The sequence below is a fragment of the Silvimonas sp. JCM 19000 genome (genome assembly GCF_054652575.1).
Map to the genome: position 1 here is coordinate 27,366 of NZ_BAAIHC010000034.1, position 15,472 is coordinate 42,837.

The window sequence follows — 15,472 nt, forward strand, 5'->3', positions numbered from 1 at the left end:
TTTGTGAGCATCAGGCATGGATCCAGGTACCGGTTTCGTGCGCGAGCGCGCGGCCGATGGCGGCAGGGCTGGTGATCAGGCCGCAGGCCGTTTTGCCTTGCTGACGCGATTGCTCGACAAAACCGAGGATGGCTTCGACTTTAGGCAGCATGCTGCCCGCGCCAAACTGGCCGGCAGCGATCAGCGCTTGCGCTTGCTCGACGCTGAGCTGGTGCAGCCATTGCTGCTCGGGTTTGCCAAAATTGATGGCGACTTGCTCGACGCCGGTAGGGATCAACAACAGATCGGCGCCCAGCTGGCTGGCCAGCAGCGCAGAGGCCAGATCCTTGTCGATGACGGCTTCGACGCCCTGCAATTGCTGCGCGGCATCACGCACCACCGGAATACCGCCACCGCCGCAGGCAATCACGACGCAACCTTGTTCGATCAGATGCGCGATCAACCCGCTTTCCAGAATTTCTTGCGGCTGCGGTGAGGCCACCGTGCGACGCCAACCGCGCCCGGCGTCTTCCATTACGCTCCAGCCCAGTTCTTGCTGGCGCAAACGGGCAGTGGCTTCATCGAGAAACGCCCCGACCGGCTTGGCGGGTTTGCGGAAAGCAGGGTCGCTCAGACTGACGCGTGTTTGCGTGACCAGCGTAATCACGGGTTTGCTCAGGCCGCGGCGCTGCAGGGCGTTGCTTAGCGCCTTCTGAAACATATAACCGATGGCGCCCTGGGTATCGCCCACCGCGTAATCGAGCGGAACCGGGGCCAACTCGGCGGCGGCCATTTCGGAGCGCCGCAGGATAAAGCCCACCTGAGGGCCGTTACCGTGGGTGAGCACCACATTCCAGCCTGCTTCAATCAGCGGGGCGATGTGGCTGACACTGTCTATGACCGCTTCGTACTGATCCGGAATGCTGGTGTGCTGGTCATCGCGGATCAGGGCGTTGCCACCCACCGCGACGACGGCGAGACGGGGCTTCATGCGGCACCCCCGTCGGCGCGCCGTACCTGGTCCGCCAGCGCCCGGATCGCGGCCACAAAGCCGGGCATCGGCGCGGTGGTAATCCCCGCGCCTATCTGGCCCACCCCAGCCAGTTTGTGTGCGATGCCGGTGTTGATAATTGGCAAAATGCCGGTGTCAGCCACCTTGCGGATATCAATGCCGGCGGCGGTGGGCGCGAAGTCGAGCGGGGGCAAAGTAAAGGTGGGGTTGGCACCGAGGGTAATGCGCTGCATGCGCCGACTGTTTTGCGTGGCATCAGCGGGCGTACCGCCCACAAATTTGACGATGGCGGGCGAGGAAGCCATGGCGAAGCCGCCCACGCCCGCCGTTTCAGTGATCGCGCTGTCGCCCAGGTCGGCCGTGGCATCGGCTGCGCCATAGCCGGGAAAATACAAGCCGTTGACCGGATTAGCTGGCGCCTGGTACCAGCGTTTGCCGGTGCCCGAAACCTGGATGCCGAAGTTAACGCCATTGCGCGCCATCACGGTGACCATGGAGCTGAAGGGCACCTCGCTGGCGGCATCGGTCATCGCTTTGCAGGCGGCCATCGACAGGTTCAGAAAGAAGTGGTCATTGCTGTAGATAAACTCGATCGCGCGCTGGATCGGCGCGGCCGCCTGGCCACTGCGCAATAGCGCGGGCACCAGCCGTTTAAGCAGCAAACCCGTGGCCGCAGCGTTACGGTTATGCACTTCGTCCCCCATGTGCAGGGCTTGCGCCATGATGGGCACAAGTTCGACCGGCCCCAGCACGCTGAGCGCGGCCCGCATTACCGGCGCCAGCTCTTGTGCCATCCAGTGCAGACGCTCCAGCACCTCGGCGCTGTTGGCTCCAAAGCGCAAAACCTTGCCCAGCCCCTCATTAAAATTGCAGTAGGCATAGCGCCCATTGGCCGTGTTTTGCACAACCCACAGGGGCATGGACGGGCTGACTATGCCCGCCATGGGGCCAACTACGCCGTGCTGGTGGCAAGGTTCCAGCTCGACCTTGCCGTCGAGAATCATCCGGGTGGCGGCATCGGCGCTTGCGGCCCAGCCTTCGTAGATCAGCGCGCCGACGATGGCGCCCTGCATCGGTCCACACATGTCCGCCCAGGCGATGGGAGGGCCCGCATGCAGGATCAGCTTGCGTTGTGCCATGGCGGGCAGGACTGCAGCGGCGCTTTGTACGTCGATCAGCGCGGGCTGCGCAGCAAGATAGCGCTCGAACGCGATCTGATTGGCCGCTTCCACACGCGGATGATTCAGCAGGAAGGCAAGGTCCAGCCCCGCCTGGATATCGCCCGATGCCGGTGGCTGCCATTCCAGTTGGGTTACGGATCCGCCTGCCAGGGTCAGATTCTCGGCAAACGCTGCAAGCCCCAGGTTGACCACTCGGAGTTGCTGTTCAAACAGCGAAGTACGGATATTCATTGCGCGGCTCCTGCCAGGTCTGCGTGGATGCGGCTAGCTTGTTGACGGGCGATATAGGCGGCCCATTGCCCGGCGCGGGCATTGCAATCGGCAATCAGTACGCCGGCCCGGCGCAGACTGGCGCTCTGGCGTGCCCGATCTTGCGGATCGGCGCTGGTGCCGCAGACATGGGCGAGCAGCAGCGGTAGCGCCGCGCCCCCCGCCTGTTGCCGCGCCTGGGCGAATACGTCGAGTAAATCAGCCACCGGCTCGGCCGCAGCGCCGTAACCCAGCACCACGTCGAACAGCACAACGGCCGTGGCGGGGTCGCGCAGTTCGGCCAGAATGCGTTGGTTGCGCAAGGTGGGATCGATCATCGGATGCGGGCGACCGCGGGTGTATTCGTCGTCGCCCATATCAACCAGCGTGTGGCCTTCGCTTTTCCAGCGATCCGCGATCAGCAGGTTGCCCTTGACCGGCGTATTGGACGCGGCGACGAGGCCCGCCCGCTGGCACAGCAATTGCGCTTCGTAGCAGAAAGTGCCGCCAGAAAAGACCGCCCGGATGTCGCGCCGGGATGGCGCCAATGCAAAGGCAGCGGCATCGAGCATGTGCGTGTCTTCTGCGCTCAGGGTGTGAGCGGCGGCGGGAGGCCTGCGGTTGTGTTCCAGTGCGACGGCCACCTCGGCGGCATGCGCCAGCGTGTGCGCTGCGGTGATGCCCGTGCCCTGGATGCTGGCCGGGTCGGCGCCGAGGAAGTGCACGACCACCGGTTTGCCCGCGATGCTGGCCTGCGCCAGGATGCGATCGGCCACTGCGGGTGCGGGCGGTTTGGACACCAGCACAATAACCCTGGTCGCGGGATCGTCCGCCAGTGCCTGTAATCCGGCCAACATGGACAGGCCACCGATTTCTTCGTGCAGATCGTGGCCGCCGGTACCCAGTGCTTGCGAAATACCGGAGCCCAGTTGATCGATGCGGCAGGTGATTTCCTGCATGCCGGTGCCCGAGGCCCCGACCACACCGATCGCCCCGCGCCGCACGACATTGGCGAACCCCAGCGGCATGCCATTGATGATGGCGGTGCCGCAATCAGGCCCCATGACCAGCCGTTGCTGCGAATGCGCCAACGTTTTGATCTGCTTTTCCAGTGCCAGGCTGATGTTGTCGCTGAACAGCATCACGTGCATGCCCAGGCGCAGCGCCTTGATGGCCTCGGCGGCGGCATAGTCCCCGGGGACTGAAACCAGCGCCAGGTTGATATCGCGATTGCTCTCGTGCGCTTGCGCCAGACTGGCTGGGGGCGCTTCGACGGCGCTGGTGGCCGAGTTGCCGGAAGATTTGCTTTCGAGTGCGCCGGTGGCCAGCGCCATGGCTTGTTCGCAGGCCTCGGCACTGCCGCGCAGCGCGATGATCAGGTCATTCGGGCCGACGGCTTCGCTGCAGGCCAGACCGGCGTCGGCCAACTGGCTCTGGTTGGCAGGTGTGCCCATGACCACCGAGGCCTGGCTGATCCCGGCCAGCGCGCAGATACGGGCCGATAGCTGCATCAGCGATACGGAGTCCTGATACCGGTTACGAAAAATCTGATGTTTGATCTGCATGATCAAGCCCTTTATTCAATAAATATTGCTGCGCATGCCACCGCCAACTGCGCTGTCATGTAGCTGGGTATTGCGATCCAGACGGGCGCTATCCCATTGTTCGACGGCTTCAACCACGGTTCTCAAACCATGCAGAAAGCCAGCCAGGGTATCGATACCGGAAGAAGCACCGTATTGCATGACGCGGTCAGCCGCGTTTATTAAAACGTCGGCTTGTGGATTAGTCGCAATCGAATTAATCAGAATTAAAATTGATTGTGAGAAATGACCCTGGCTGGCCAATTGCAGATAATGCTGGCTAATTCCGGTGGTTCGCGCTAATCCAATCGAAACCGCATTGGCCATTACGCGAAAATGGGCCACCAGCCTGTGGCAGTGGTGCAATGCGGCCAGATAGCCCAATAAATAATCGTCGCCGTCGGGGGTTAAGCCATGGCCAAGGCCGAGTAGGGCACTCACATTGCGCTGCAATTCCGGCGGCGGTGTGTCGGCATTCCACTGCGTCACCGCTATCCCCCATGCATCGCCGGGGAACAGGCTGAGCGCACTCGTCCGCGGACGTTGGCTGATGTAGCCGCGCAGGTGGTCGAGCAGCAAGGCATGAACCTGGCGCAAGGCGTGGGCAGGCAAAGCATCAAGCAGGGCGCGCGGGCGCGGTGCTTCCCACACGGCGGCGCTGCTCAGTTCGATATGCCAGTGTTGCGACGTGGTCAGACTGCCGTGCCGATACAACAGCCACTGCCCGGCGGCGCAATGCTCGCGCCAGTCCCAGTTCTCGCCCACTTGCACCACCACGGCCATCGGCTGCGCGGTGGCGGGCGCCGACAGCACCGAGCACAGATTGCCATCGTGCCAGACCAGGTTAAGCGCATGGGCAAAGCAGCTGTGCACGCGTAGCGCCTGGTCGTCATGCCAGCGCCGACGCAGCAAATAGCCCACTGACAGCACAGGCAGCCGGGTGGTGAGTGGCAGCAAGGCCGCGTCAGGCTGCGAGGGCAGTGATGACATTGCCGGCATTGCTTACCCATCCAAAGATGGCGCCTTGTGCTTTGATCATTTCCAGCGACGACTTCTGGAACTCGGGAAAGTAAGAGCCGACGCAATCCGCCGGCACCAGGCATTCAAAGCCGCGGTCATTGGCCTCGCGCACGGTAGTGGTGACGCAGACTTCGGTGGTGACGCCGCAGACGATCAGCGTTTTGATGCCATGATTTTGCAGAATGACATGCAGGTCGGTCTGATAAAACGCGCCTTTGCCAGGCTTGTCGATAACGGGTTCGCCCGCACGCGGATAAAGCTCGGGGATCAGATCGTGGCCCGCTTCGCCGCGCACCAGGATACGGCCCATGGGGCCAGTCGTACCGATAAACGTCTTGCCGCCGCGAGTAAGTTTGGCGGGCGGGCAATCGCTGAGATCAGGGCGATGGCCTTCCCGGGTGTGGATAACCAGCAGATTAGCCTTGCGTGCAGCCTCGAGCACTTTTTTGCAGGGCTCGATGGCGGCGCGCACCAACGAGACATCGTTGCCCAGCGCTTCGCCAAAACCGGCGGGTTCAACAAAATCGCGTTGCATATCGATCATCAACAATGCTGTTGTCTTTTTATCAAAAGGCAAAGCAAACGGTTCAGCAATAAAAGCGGTAGTAGCCATTGACGACACCCTTGAACAGAAATAGAAAACGATTGAATTGAAATTTCTGCTGGGAGTATAAGTACGGGCTTCAAAAAATACAGCGGAATGATTTTTGTCTTGGCGACAAAATTTTTGATGGTCTCAAATCGCAATTGTTTGAGATGAATCAAATCGCTATCGCTATTATCAAATTCCGCAATGAATAATTGTTATTGCTTAATTAGTACGTAACTCAAATTGCGCTGCTTAATCGCGCACCCGAAACGGCCGGAAATCAAAGCGCCCAAACCCGGCCTTGCCGTGCGCCCAGGCCGAATTTGTAGTTGGGCTTGCCTGACTACAATCCAGCCAGATCGTCCACAAAACCAGCAAATCCGGCCATGTTGAAGCGCGCCAGGCCACCTCTATGATGCGATTCATCATACGAAAGCACCAAAACGCGGCGGAGGTTAACCATGGCAGGTATCCAGTTGGTGGGCGTCAACAAACGCTATGGCAACACCGAAATCATTCCGGAATTCAATCTCGATATTGAGTCCGGCGAGTTCCTGGTTTTTCTTGGTCCGTCGGGCTGTGGCAAGTCGACCTTGTTGCGCATGATTGCCGGACTGGAACCCGTCAGCGCGGGCCAGATCAAGATCGGCGGCCAGGATGTGACCGCCAGTGCGCCTGGTGAGCGCGATCTCGCCATGGTGTTTCAGCATTACGCGCTGTATCCACATATGACGGTGCGCGAAAACATGGCCTTCGGTCTGCGCAACGTCAATGTGCCCGCGGCGGAGATTGATCGCCGCATTAGCGAAGCGGCACGCATGCTGGAACTGGACGGCATGCTGACGCGCAAACCGATACAGCTGTCTGGTGGCCAGCGGCAACGCGTGGCGATTGGCCGCGCCGTGGTCAAAGAGCCGGGCGCTTTTTTGTTTGATGAGCCTTTGTCCAATCTCGATGCTGCATTACGCAACCGTACCCGGGTGGAACTGGCGCGGCTGCATCAGCGGCTCAAAACCACCATGGTGTTTGTGACGCACGACCAGGTCGAAGCCATGACGCTGGCCAGCCGTATCGTGGTGATGAACCGCGGTCGCATCGAGCAAATGGGTACGCCGATTGAAATCTATCGCAAACCGGCCACGCGATTTGTGGCGGGTTTTATCGGCTCGCCCGCCATGAATTTCATCGATGCGGTGCCCGTGGCTGCCGACGCCGATTGCATCCGGGTGCGCCTTGCTGACGGCACCGAAGTCCAGACCAGCGTGCCGCTGCAGGCCGCGCGGCGCGATGCCAGACTGGTGGCCGGGGTGCGGGCCGAATCGTTGCTACTGGATGATGCATCGCCTGTGCGCGGCCGTGCTGATGTCATTGAGCGACTGGGTGAACGCACCCTGGTCTATGTGACGCTCAATAACGGCCACAGCGTGGTGGCGCAAGCGCATCGCGAATCACCGGTAGCCAGTGGTGATCTGGTCGGTCTGCGCTTTGAGCCTGAGCATGTCCATTTATTTGATGAAGCCGGGCGCGCCTGGCATGCCGCCTGAGGCCACCGCGATGACCACAACCTTGTCCGCGCTTCCCGCCGCCACGCGTAAATCCAGTCTGCCCCAGGTAAGAGGCGTGCAGCACTGGAGTAACGCCTTGTTTGTGCTGCCCTTTGTCCTGGTTTATGTGGCGCTGCTGGTGGTGCCGGTGGTGACTGGTTTGTGGCTGAGCCTGAACGATGTGGATGTGCTGTCTGGCGACCGTAATTTTATCGGGCTCGCCAATTTTGCCCGGCTGTGGCACGACGATATTTTCCGCGGTGCCATCCGCAACACCTTTCTGTTTGTGCTGATGACCACGCCCGCCTTTGTGGCGTTGGGGCTGGCGCTGGCGCTGGCACTCAATCGGCAGGATCGCATCGGTACGGCGCTGCGCACGATTTTCTTCGGCTCGTCGGTGCTGTCGGTAACCATCGTCACCCTGGTCTGGCGTCTGGTCTTTATGACCGATAAAGGTCTGCTGGCCAATGTGATGCACGGGCTGGGCCTGGCCAGCATCAATCCGCTGACCAGCAGCGCGCTGGCCTTGCCGGCCATAGCTTTGGTCACGGTGTGGTGGATTATTGGCTTGCCGATGATGTTGTTTCTGGCCGCGTTGCAGCAGATCCCCGAAGAAATCTACGAAGCCGCCGCCATGGACAACGCCGGGCGCTGGCGTACGTTCTGGTCCATCACCTTGCCGTCACTGCGCAAGACCGTGGCGCTGGTCGCGATCATCGAAGTCATCCTGCAATTCCAGTTGTTTGGCCAGGCGCAATTGATGACCAATGGCGGCCCCAACAATAGCTCGCGTCCGCTGGTGCAATTTATTTATGAGGCGGGCTTCCAGCAGTGGGCGCTGGGCTACAGCGCGGCGGCGGCACAAGTGTTGTTTGGCCTGATGTTGATCGGCGTGGCCATCCAGATGTGGATCAGCAAACGCGGCCAGGCCCGCTCCGGAGACCCGTCATGAGCATTCATCAACACGCTGGCCGCCGTCTGGGCGACCGCATGATCCTGGCTGCGGTCATTATTCTGGCGTTGGTGTGGATTGCGCCGCTGGCCTGGGTATTTGCGCTGTCGTTCAAGCCCAACGCTTTTCTGGCGCAACACACAGACGTCATCCTCGGGGCGCCGTACACGCTCAAAAACTACACCGACATTCTGGGCACCTCGTCGGTGTTCCGCTGGATTGCCAACAGTTGCATTGTCTCGATCACGCAGACCGTGCTGACGCTGGTGTTGTGCTCGCTGGCCGGTTATGGCTTTGCCCGCACGGCATTCCCGGGACAGAAAGCCTTGTACGTGTTTGTGCTGGCCGGTTTAGCGGTACCGGAACAAGCGGTGGTTATCCCCTTGCATCGTTTGTTTGCCGACCTCGATTTGCACAACACCTACAGCGGGCTGATCCTGCCGCGCCTGGCTGCGCCATTCGGGGTGTTTTTGATGACGCAGTATTTCAAAGCCATCCCCAAAGACATCGAAGAAGCCGCGCTGCTGGACAGCACCCCGCGCTGGAAGATCTTTTTGCGCATCGTGTTGCCGCTGTCGGTACCGGCGCAGGCCACGCTGGGCATCTTCACCTTTCTGACCGCGTGGAACGATTATCTGTGGCCGCTGATTTCGGCCTCCAAACCCGATATGTACACGCTCACGCTGGGACTGGCCGCCACGCAAAGTAACTTCGCCCAGTCCGAAGGCATAGGCTATCTGATGGCGCAGGCCGTGTTTGCCGGTTTGCCGATTTTTGTCATCTACCTGTTTTTCCAGAAGCACATCGTTTCTGCGGTGGCGGGTACCACCGTGCGCTAGCCGTGGTGCGGCTGGGCCGCGCTGCGTTCATATCATCAGGAGACAACAACAATGCAAGCCGGTATGACGACTCGATCTGTGTTGGCTTTGTGTCTGGGCGCTGCGCTCGGCACCGGCCATGCCGCCACCGAAATCACGCTCGCCCGCTTTTTTGGCGCCTGCGAAGCGGACTACGGCAAAGTGGCCGATGTCAGCAAAGCCACGGGCGAATGCGGCACGATTACCAGTCTGGTTAATCAGTACAACGCAACCAATAAAGACGGCGTGGTGGTCAAGGCCGAAGTGGCGGAGTGGGGCCCGTATTACGATCAACTGACTTCCCGCATCGTGGCGCATAACGTACCCACCATTGCGGTCATGCATCAGTCGGTGCTGGGCGATTTTGTCAGTCGCAAACTGGTCGAGCCGCTGGACGATGGTTTCAAGAGCGTGGGCATCAACACCGCGGACTTTACGCCGCACGCCAAACGCGGCGTGATCATCGGTGGCAAGACTTACGCGCTGCCGTTCGATACCTGGTCGTGGCTGTGGCATATCAATGTTAATTACTTCAAGAAAGCGGGCCTGACCACGCCGGATGGCCAGCCCATCCTGCCCCGGTCGCCCGACGAATTGCTGGCGCAGGCCAAAAAGATCAAGGACGCCACCGGCAAGCCGTATTTCTCCTGGACCACCACCAACGAAACCGCCGCGCCCACGCGGACCTTCTTGACGCTGATGTATCAGCAGAATGCGCAAGTGTTTAGCGCGGACGGTCGCAAGATCAGCGTACACACGCCTGCCGCCACCAACGCGCTCACGTTGATGAACAAACTGTGGACCGAAGGCTATATCAAGAAAGGCCTCGATTACGGCGCCACGCAGCAGGCTTTCACCGGGGGCGATGTGGCAGTCGACGTGGTCGGCAACTGGACCATCGATGACTTCATGACCGCCGCGGCCAAGCCGGATTCGCCGTTGCATGGCGGTTACGACGTGGTTCCGTTTGCCAATCTGTATGGCAAGAAGGCCATCTTTGCCGATGGGCATAGCTGGGTACTGATCAAGGGGGGCACGCACAACGAGGCCGAGAAAAAGGCCGCGCTGAGCTTCCTCAAATTCTTGTGGGACCACGATTACGACTGGTCACGCACCGGCCATTTGCCCGCCAATAACAAGGTGGTGCAAAGCGCGCAATACCAGGCGCTGCCGTTCCGCAAAAACATTCTTGAGATCACGCAGATCGGCATGACCACGCCAAACAATGTGCCGCGCCAGCGTGCCATCGAAGCCATTATCGGTGAAGAAATCTCCAGCATGATGCTGTCAGGCAAAGCGATTCCGGCAGTCGAGGACGCAATCGAAAGTCGCGTTAATACCTTGCTCGCCGGCGTGCATTAAGCCGCATCCTACCTTACCCGGGCGTGGCCTCGCGGGGCCACCGCCACCCCTTTCTGGACTTTTTGCAGGAACGTTCGCCATGATCAGTTCGCGCCTCATCGTCGACCGCGATTTCGCCATTGCCGACCTCGACCGCCGCTTGTTTGGCACTTTTGTCGAACATATGGGCCGGTGCGTCTACACCGGCATTTATGAACCCGGCCATCCCAGCGCCGACGAAGACGGCTTTCGCCAGGACGTGCTGGATCTGACGCGTGAACTCGGCCCGACCATCGTGCGTTATCCGGGCGGCAATTTCATGTCGGGCTACAACTGGGAAGACGGCGTTGGCCCAAAAGATCAGCGCCCGGTACGGCTGGATCTGGCGTGGTATTCCACCGAGACCAATCAGTTTGGCACCAATGAATTTATGCGCTGGGCCAACAAGGCGGGCGTCGAGCCCATGTTTGGCGTTAACCTGGGCACGCGCGGCCCGGATGAAGCGCGCCATTTTGTCGAATATTGCAATCACCCGGGCGGCACCGCGCTCAGCGATTTACGCCGCGAGCACGGCGTGGAAAAACCGCACGACATCAAGTTCTGGTGCCTCGGCAATGAAATGGATGGCCCTTGGCAAATCTGCCGCAAAACGCCGCAGGAATATGGGCGCATCGCGCTGGAGACGGCCAAAGTCATGCGCCAGGTCGATCCGACCATTACCCTGGCGGCGTGCGGTTCTTCGCAATGGGATATGCCGACTTATGGCGAGTGGGAACACACGGTGCTCGACCATTGTTTTGATGAGGTCGACTTCATCTCTTTGCATACCTATTTCACCAATCGCTACGATTCGACCGAAGAATTTTTTGGCAATATCGAGCAGACCGATCAATTCATCAAAGAAATCGTGGCCGTGGCCGATGGTGTGGCGGCGCGCAAACACTCGCGCAAACGCATCATGCTGTCGTTTGATGAATGGAATGTCTGGTACAAGGCGCGCAGCATCGATGATTTGCGCAAGCCGGGTTGGCCGCAGGCGCCGCGTTTGATTGAAGAGGTTTATAACTTTGAAGACGCGCTGGTGAATGGCGGTGCGCTTATCGTGATGATGAATAATTGCGATCGGGTAAAAACCGCCTGCCTGGCGCAACTGGTCAATGTGATAGGCCCGATCATGACCGAACCGGGCGGCGCAGCGTGGCGCCAGACCATCTTTTATCCATTTGCCCAGGCCTCGCAATTTGCTCATGGCCGGGTGCTGCGCCCGGTTATCGATTCGCCGTCGTATAGCGCCAAATCATTTGCCGAGATTCCCTATCTCTGCGCCAGCGTAGTGGACGACGAAAGCACGGGTCAGAGCGTGATCTTTGCGCTGAATCGCCATCTGACGGATGAAATGGAATTGCGCATTGAATTGCGCGGCCTTGGACGCGAACGCCAGATTGTCCAGGCGCTGGAATTGCATCACACCAATATGAAGGCGACCAATACGCGCGAAGCGCCGGACACCGTGGCCCCCGGCCATAACGACCAGGTGCGCGCGGATGGTGAAACCATCATCGCCAGGCTGAAACCGGGCTCATGGAATGTCATCGTGACCCAAGCCAGCGACCGCCGCGGCCAAGGCAATAGTGAAACCCGTTAGTTCAGCGCCGCGGTGGCGTGATGAGCGGGGAGGCCAGCCAGGTGTTTGAACGCGAACCACTGGTAGGGACCATGAGCGCACAGGTCGCGCGCATCCTCGGTATGCGCGTGGTCAGCGGCGAATTCCGGCCGGGAGATCTGCTGCCGATCGAACCGGAACTGTGTGCGGCCTACGGTGTAAGCCGCACCACCATCCGCGAGGCGATCAAGCATCTGGCAGGCAAGCGCCTGCTGGAAGTCTCGCCCAAGATCGGCACGCGGGTGTTGCCGTTTACCGACTGGAATCTGCTGGACCGGGATGTGCTGGCGTGGCGGCTGGAAGCGCAATTTGATCGCGCCATCGTCGAGGATATTTTCGAGATGCGCCTGTGCTTTGAGCCGCGCGCCAGCCAACTGGCGGCCCTGCACGGCACCGATGAGGATTTGCGCCAGATAGGCCGCCGCTATGCCGAGCTGGCTAACGCAGGCAGCGATGTGCGCATGGCAGCACAGGCAGATCTGGATTTTCATCTGGCCATCATCAATGCCTCGCGCAATGGCATGTTTATTACCATAGGCGGGGCCATCAAGGCGGCACTGCGCGTGTCATCCGGCATGCTGCACCGGCACGGCTCCAATCCCGGCGAAGATCTGATGTATTACGCCGCGGTGCAAGAAGCCATTGCTGCGCGCGCAGTGCCCGCAGCGGGCGCGGCCATGACCACGCTGCTGCAGGTGTCACACGCCAGGGTGTTGCCGCTGGCGGTGATCGGCGACCCGGACGGCGGCCGGAATATCACTGGATAAACGTGCCGATGCGCTTTAAATGGCCGAGGTTGAACCAGACCAGAAAGGCTTTGCCAACCACATACTTGTCAGGCACAAAACCGAAGTAACGGCCGTCGCCCGAATGGTCGCGGTTATCGCCCATCATGAAGTAATTGCCCTCGGGCACCTTGCAGGTAAATGCATTGGTGTCGTACTGACAATTTTCGCGATAGGGAAAGTCTTCCACGGCGGCCAGGTTAACTGCAGGCGGATTATCGATGGCCTGCAGCGTGTTATATAAATGCTCGCCGTGTTTCTCGGCGAATTGCATATTACGCACCGACATATTGTCGCCTTCCAGATAGTCGTGCTCTCCGGCGGGCTGGGTCGGCAACGGCGCGCCATTAATATAGAGCTGCTTGTTGCGGTATTCGACGGTATCGCCCGGTACCCCGATCACACGTTTGATCAGATTGATTTCGGGCTTGTCCGGATGGTTGAACACCATCACATCGCCATGCTGTGGACTGCCCATATGCAGGAACACCTTGTTCAGCACCGGCACGCGCAAACCGTAGGTAAATTTATTCACCAGAATAAAATCGCCGACCACCAGCCCCGGCCGCATCGAAGAAGAGGGAATTTGATACGGCTCCACCACAAACGCCCGTAACACAAATACCACCAGCAACACCGGAAAAAAACCGCGGCCATATTCCGCCCAATCCGGGCGCGGGTGGGCCGGGCGTTTGCTGATGACCCATTTATCCACCGCCCAGATCACGCCGGTGCCCAACAGAAAGATCAGCATGGCGGCGCTGATCGACATCCACTGCACCAGCAATATAAACAGACCAATGATGCCGGCCAGATAGCCGTATTGCACCAGTTGCGGTGCTTCGCTGCCTTCACGCGGCTGACGATTTCCGCTTACCACCAGGATCGGTGCCGCAATTAGCGCAACGATGCCTACCAGGAGCCAATTCATGCCTGACCTCAATTGTTATTTATTAGATGCATTGCGCATGCCGAGCCCGGCTGTAATCACACAATGCGACGGTGCCTGGCTATCGAGTCCATCCAGCGCGGATCGGTTCCCCGGCACCGGGGTATGCCTTTATAAAAGCTGAGGCGGCGCTGCGCAAGACGTGACTAATTACTGGCACCGCGCTTGCGGCGGACCGAAGGGACGCAAGCAGCAATAATTGCGCGCTGGCAGAGGTGGGCCACTGTCACGGGCATGAAACAACCATGAGCAGGGGTTGGCATGGCGGGGCGCCGGGCGTCTAGAATGCTGTCGCATTGGCGGTTCCCTATTACCGCAGCGCAATCTTGAGCAGGAAGCACTCATCAGATGCTGATCCGACCTTTGCAAGCGCATGACCACGCGGCGTGGCTCACGCAGTGGCAAAGCTACTGCGATTTCTATTCTGCGGCGTTGGCGCCCGAGGCGCGCAGCGCTACCTGGCATCGCATCATGCAGCCTGATTCCACCATTCATGGCATCGGCGCCTTTAATGACTTGGGCGAGTTGCTTGGCTTCTGTCATTACGTCTGCCATCCGCATACGTGGAGCGAACGCACTATCGCCTATCTGGAAGACCTGTTTGTGGCGCCGTCCGGACGAAGGCTGGGCGTGGCCACGGCTTTGATCGAGCATCTCAAGTCACTGGCGCAGGCTCAAGGCTGGCGCCGCATTTACTGGATCACCGATACCGACAATGCCGCAGCGCGCGCCGTTTACGACAAACTGGCCACCCGGACTGATCATGTGCGCTACGAAATCGCCCTGGCCTGATCCCACACATATATATAAGAAAGCAATTGACCATGGCTGAACTCGATCAACTGGTGTCTACGCTCAAGCGCCATCTTAAAAGCCAGGGCTATACCTATCGCCGCCTGGGCGAGGTGCTCAAGCTGTCTGAGCCCAGCGTCAAACGCATGTTCGCATCGCGCCGTATGGGCGTGGACCGGTTAATCGAGATAAGTAACCTGCTCGGTTTTACTTTGGCCGAGTTGGCGCAAGAAGCGGTGGTGGGGGAAAACCAGTTACAACTGTTAAGCGAAGCGCAAGAACGCGAGCTGGTTTCCGAGATTCCGCTGCTGCTGGTGGCGGTGTGTGCGCTCAATCATTGGGAAATGGCCGACATCGTCCATGTGTATCAAATGAGCGAGCACGAATGCATACGCCTGCTGGTGCGACTGGACCGGCTGCGCCTGATTCATTTTCTGCCGGGCAACCGGATCCGCTTGAATGTGACGCGCAACTTCGACTGGCTGCCAGATGGTCCGATCCGCAGTTTCTTCCGCCAGAAAGGATTGCCCGATTTTCTGCGTGGCGATTTTGCCGGGGCCGATGAAGTGCTGGCGTTCTCGCATGGCATGTTGTCGGCAGATGCGCTGACGCGTATGCACGCCGAAATCCGCAAACTGCGCCAGCGCTTTGCCGAGTTGCACCAGGAAAGTCTGGAAACACCGCTGGCTAGAAGGCAGGGCACCGGTCTTTTGTTGGCAATGCGGGGGTGGGAACTGGCTGCTTTTGGCAATTTGCGCCGAACTGCTACTTAGAAAACACCCGGCAAAGGCAGGGCATGTAGGACGAAGCGAAAATAATTGTAGGAAAATTCTCTTTATTTTTAGTGGCTTACTGTTTTGGCTGAAATTTGTTTGCAACCAGGTGTTGACGCTCCTGCGGCCGAGCCGTATATTTCGCCTCCCTGCTGCAGCAAACACAGCGAAACGCAGAGACAGCGGCACCGAGCCGATGTCAG

General features: G+C 59.6%; 14 protein-coding genes. 8 read left to right on the top strand and 6 right to left on the bottom strand.

The features are described from left to right. Positions 1-10 precede the first annotated feature (10 nt). The 5 genes from ACYQ1A_RS20110 to ACYQ1A_RS20130 are packed head-to-tail and all read right to left on the bottom strand — an operon-like array spanning position 11 to position 5,637. Entirely contained in the window at positions 11-970 is a 960-nt protein-coding gene (locus ACYQ1A_RS20110) for a carbamate kinase (protein WP_499365213.1), read from the bottom strand. After that, complete coding sequence (locus tag ACYQ1A_RS20115) at positions 967-2,403, bottom strand: YlbE family protein (RefSeq protein WP_499365217.1); 1,437 nt, start codon at positions 2,401-2,403, stop codon at positions 967-969. Before ACYQ1A_RS20115 ends, ACYQ1A_RS20110 begins: the two co-directional genes overlap by 4 nt. Continuing rightward, positions 2,400-3,986, bottom strand: coding sequence for an acyl-CoA synthetase FdrA (fdrA, locus tag ACYQ1A_RS20120; RefSeq protein ID WP_499365221.1), 1,587 nt, complete (start codon positions 3,984-3,986; stop codon positions 2,400-2,402). The genes ACYQ1A_RS20115 and fdrA overlap by 4 nt, the downstream gene beginning before the upstream one ends. 15 nt (positions 3,987-4,001) lie before the next feature. Then, the gene (locus ACYQ1A_RS20125; protein WP_499365224.1) at positions 4,002-4,994 is read right to left on the bottom strand and encodes an oxamate carbamoyltransferase subunit AllH family protein; all 993 of its coding nucleotides are present in this window, start codon (positions 4,992-4,994) and stop codon (positions 4,002-4,004) included. After that, positions 4,969-5,637, bottom strand: coding sequence for a cysteine hydrolase family protein (locus ACYQ1A_RS20130; protein ID WP_499365227.1), 669 nt, complete (start codon positions 5,635-5,637; stop codon positions 4,969-4,971). Before ACYQ1A_RS20130 ends, ACYQ1A_RS20125 begins: the two co-directional genes overlap by 26 nt. Before the next feature lie 437 nt (positions 5,638-6,074). On the opposite strand from ACYQ1A_RS20130, the gene ACYQ1A_RS20135 reads away from it, so the two are divergent. From ACYQ1A_RS20135 to ACYQ1A_RS20160, 6 genes are all read left to right on the top strand, one after another. Further along, the gene (locus ACYQ1A_RS20135) at positions 6,075-7,157 is read left to right on the top strand and encodes an ABC transporter ATP-binding protein (RefSeq protein ID WP_499365230.1); all 1,083 of its coding nucleotides are present in this window, start codon (positions 6,075-6,077) and stop codon (positions 7,155-7,157) included. After that, complete coding sequence (locus ACYQ1A_RS20140) at positions 7,111-8,109, top strand: carbohydrate ABC transporter permease (RefSeq protein WP_499365234.1); 999 nt, start codon at positions 7,111-7,113, stop codon at positions 8,107-8,109. Before ACYQ1A_RS20135 ends, ACYQ1A_RS20140 begins: the two co-directional genes overlap by 47 nt. Further along, positions 8,106-8,948 (top strand): carbohydrate ABC transporter permease, encoded by an 843-nt coding sequence (locus ACYQ1A_RS20145; protein WP_499365236.1) that lies wholly within the window; start codon positions 8,106-8,108, stop codon positions 8,946-8,948. The genes ACYQ1A_RS20140 and ACYQ1A_RS20145 overlap by 4 nt, the downstream gene beginning before the upstream one ends. Positions 8,949-9,011: 63 nt before the next feature. Beyond that, complete coding sequence (locus ACYQ1A_RS20150) at positions 9,012-10,328, top strand: extracellular solute-binding protein (RefSeq protein WP_499365240.1); 1,317 nt, start codon at positions 9,012-9,014, stop codon at positions 10,326-10,328. A 79-nt stretch (positions 10,329-10,407) separates the two neighbouring features. Further along, positions 10,408-11,952 (top strand): arabinosylfuranosidase ArfA, encoded by a 1,545-nt coding sequence (gene arfA / locus ACYQ1A_RS20155; RefSeq protein WP_499365243.1) that lies wholly within the window; start codon positions 10,408-10,410, stop codon positions 11,950-11,952. A gap of 71 nt (positions 11,953-12,023) precedes the next feature. After that, the gene (locus ACYQ1A_RS20160; RefSeq protein ID WP_499365248.1) at positions 12,024-12,737 is read left to right on the top strand and encodes a FadR/GntR family transcriptional regulator; all 714 of its coding nucleotides are present in this window, start codon (positions 12,024-12,026) and stop codon (positions 12,735-12,737) included. On the opposite strand, the gene lepB is transcribed toward ACYQ1A_RS20160, so the two are convergent. After that, entirely contained in the window at positions 12,727-13,686 is a 960-nt protein-coding gene (gene lepB, locus ACYQ1A_RS20165) for a signal peptidase I (RefSeq protein WP_499365250.1), read from the bottom strand. The two genes, ACYQ1A_RS20160 and lepB, sit on opposite strands and share 11 nt — an antisense overlap. Positions 13,687-14,052: 366 nt before the next feature. On the opposite strand from lepB, the gene ACYQ1A_RS20170 reads away from it, so the two are divergent. Next, positions 14,053-14,496, top strand: coding sequence for a GNAT family N-acetyltransferase (locus tag ACYQ1A_RS20170; protein ID WP_499365252.1), 444 nt, complete (start codon positions 14,053-14,055; stop codon positions 14,494-14,496). A 32-nt stretch (positions 14,497-14,528) separates the two neighbouring features. Continuing rightward, complete coding sequence (locus tag ACYQ1A_RS20175; RefSeq protein WP_499365254.1) at positions 14,529-15,269, top strand: helix-turn-helix domain-containing protein; 741 nt, start codon at positions 14,529-14,531, stop codon at positions 15,267-15,269. Positions 15,270-15,472 lie beyond the last annotated feature (203 nt).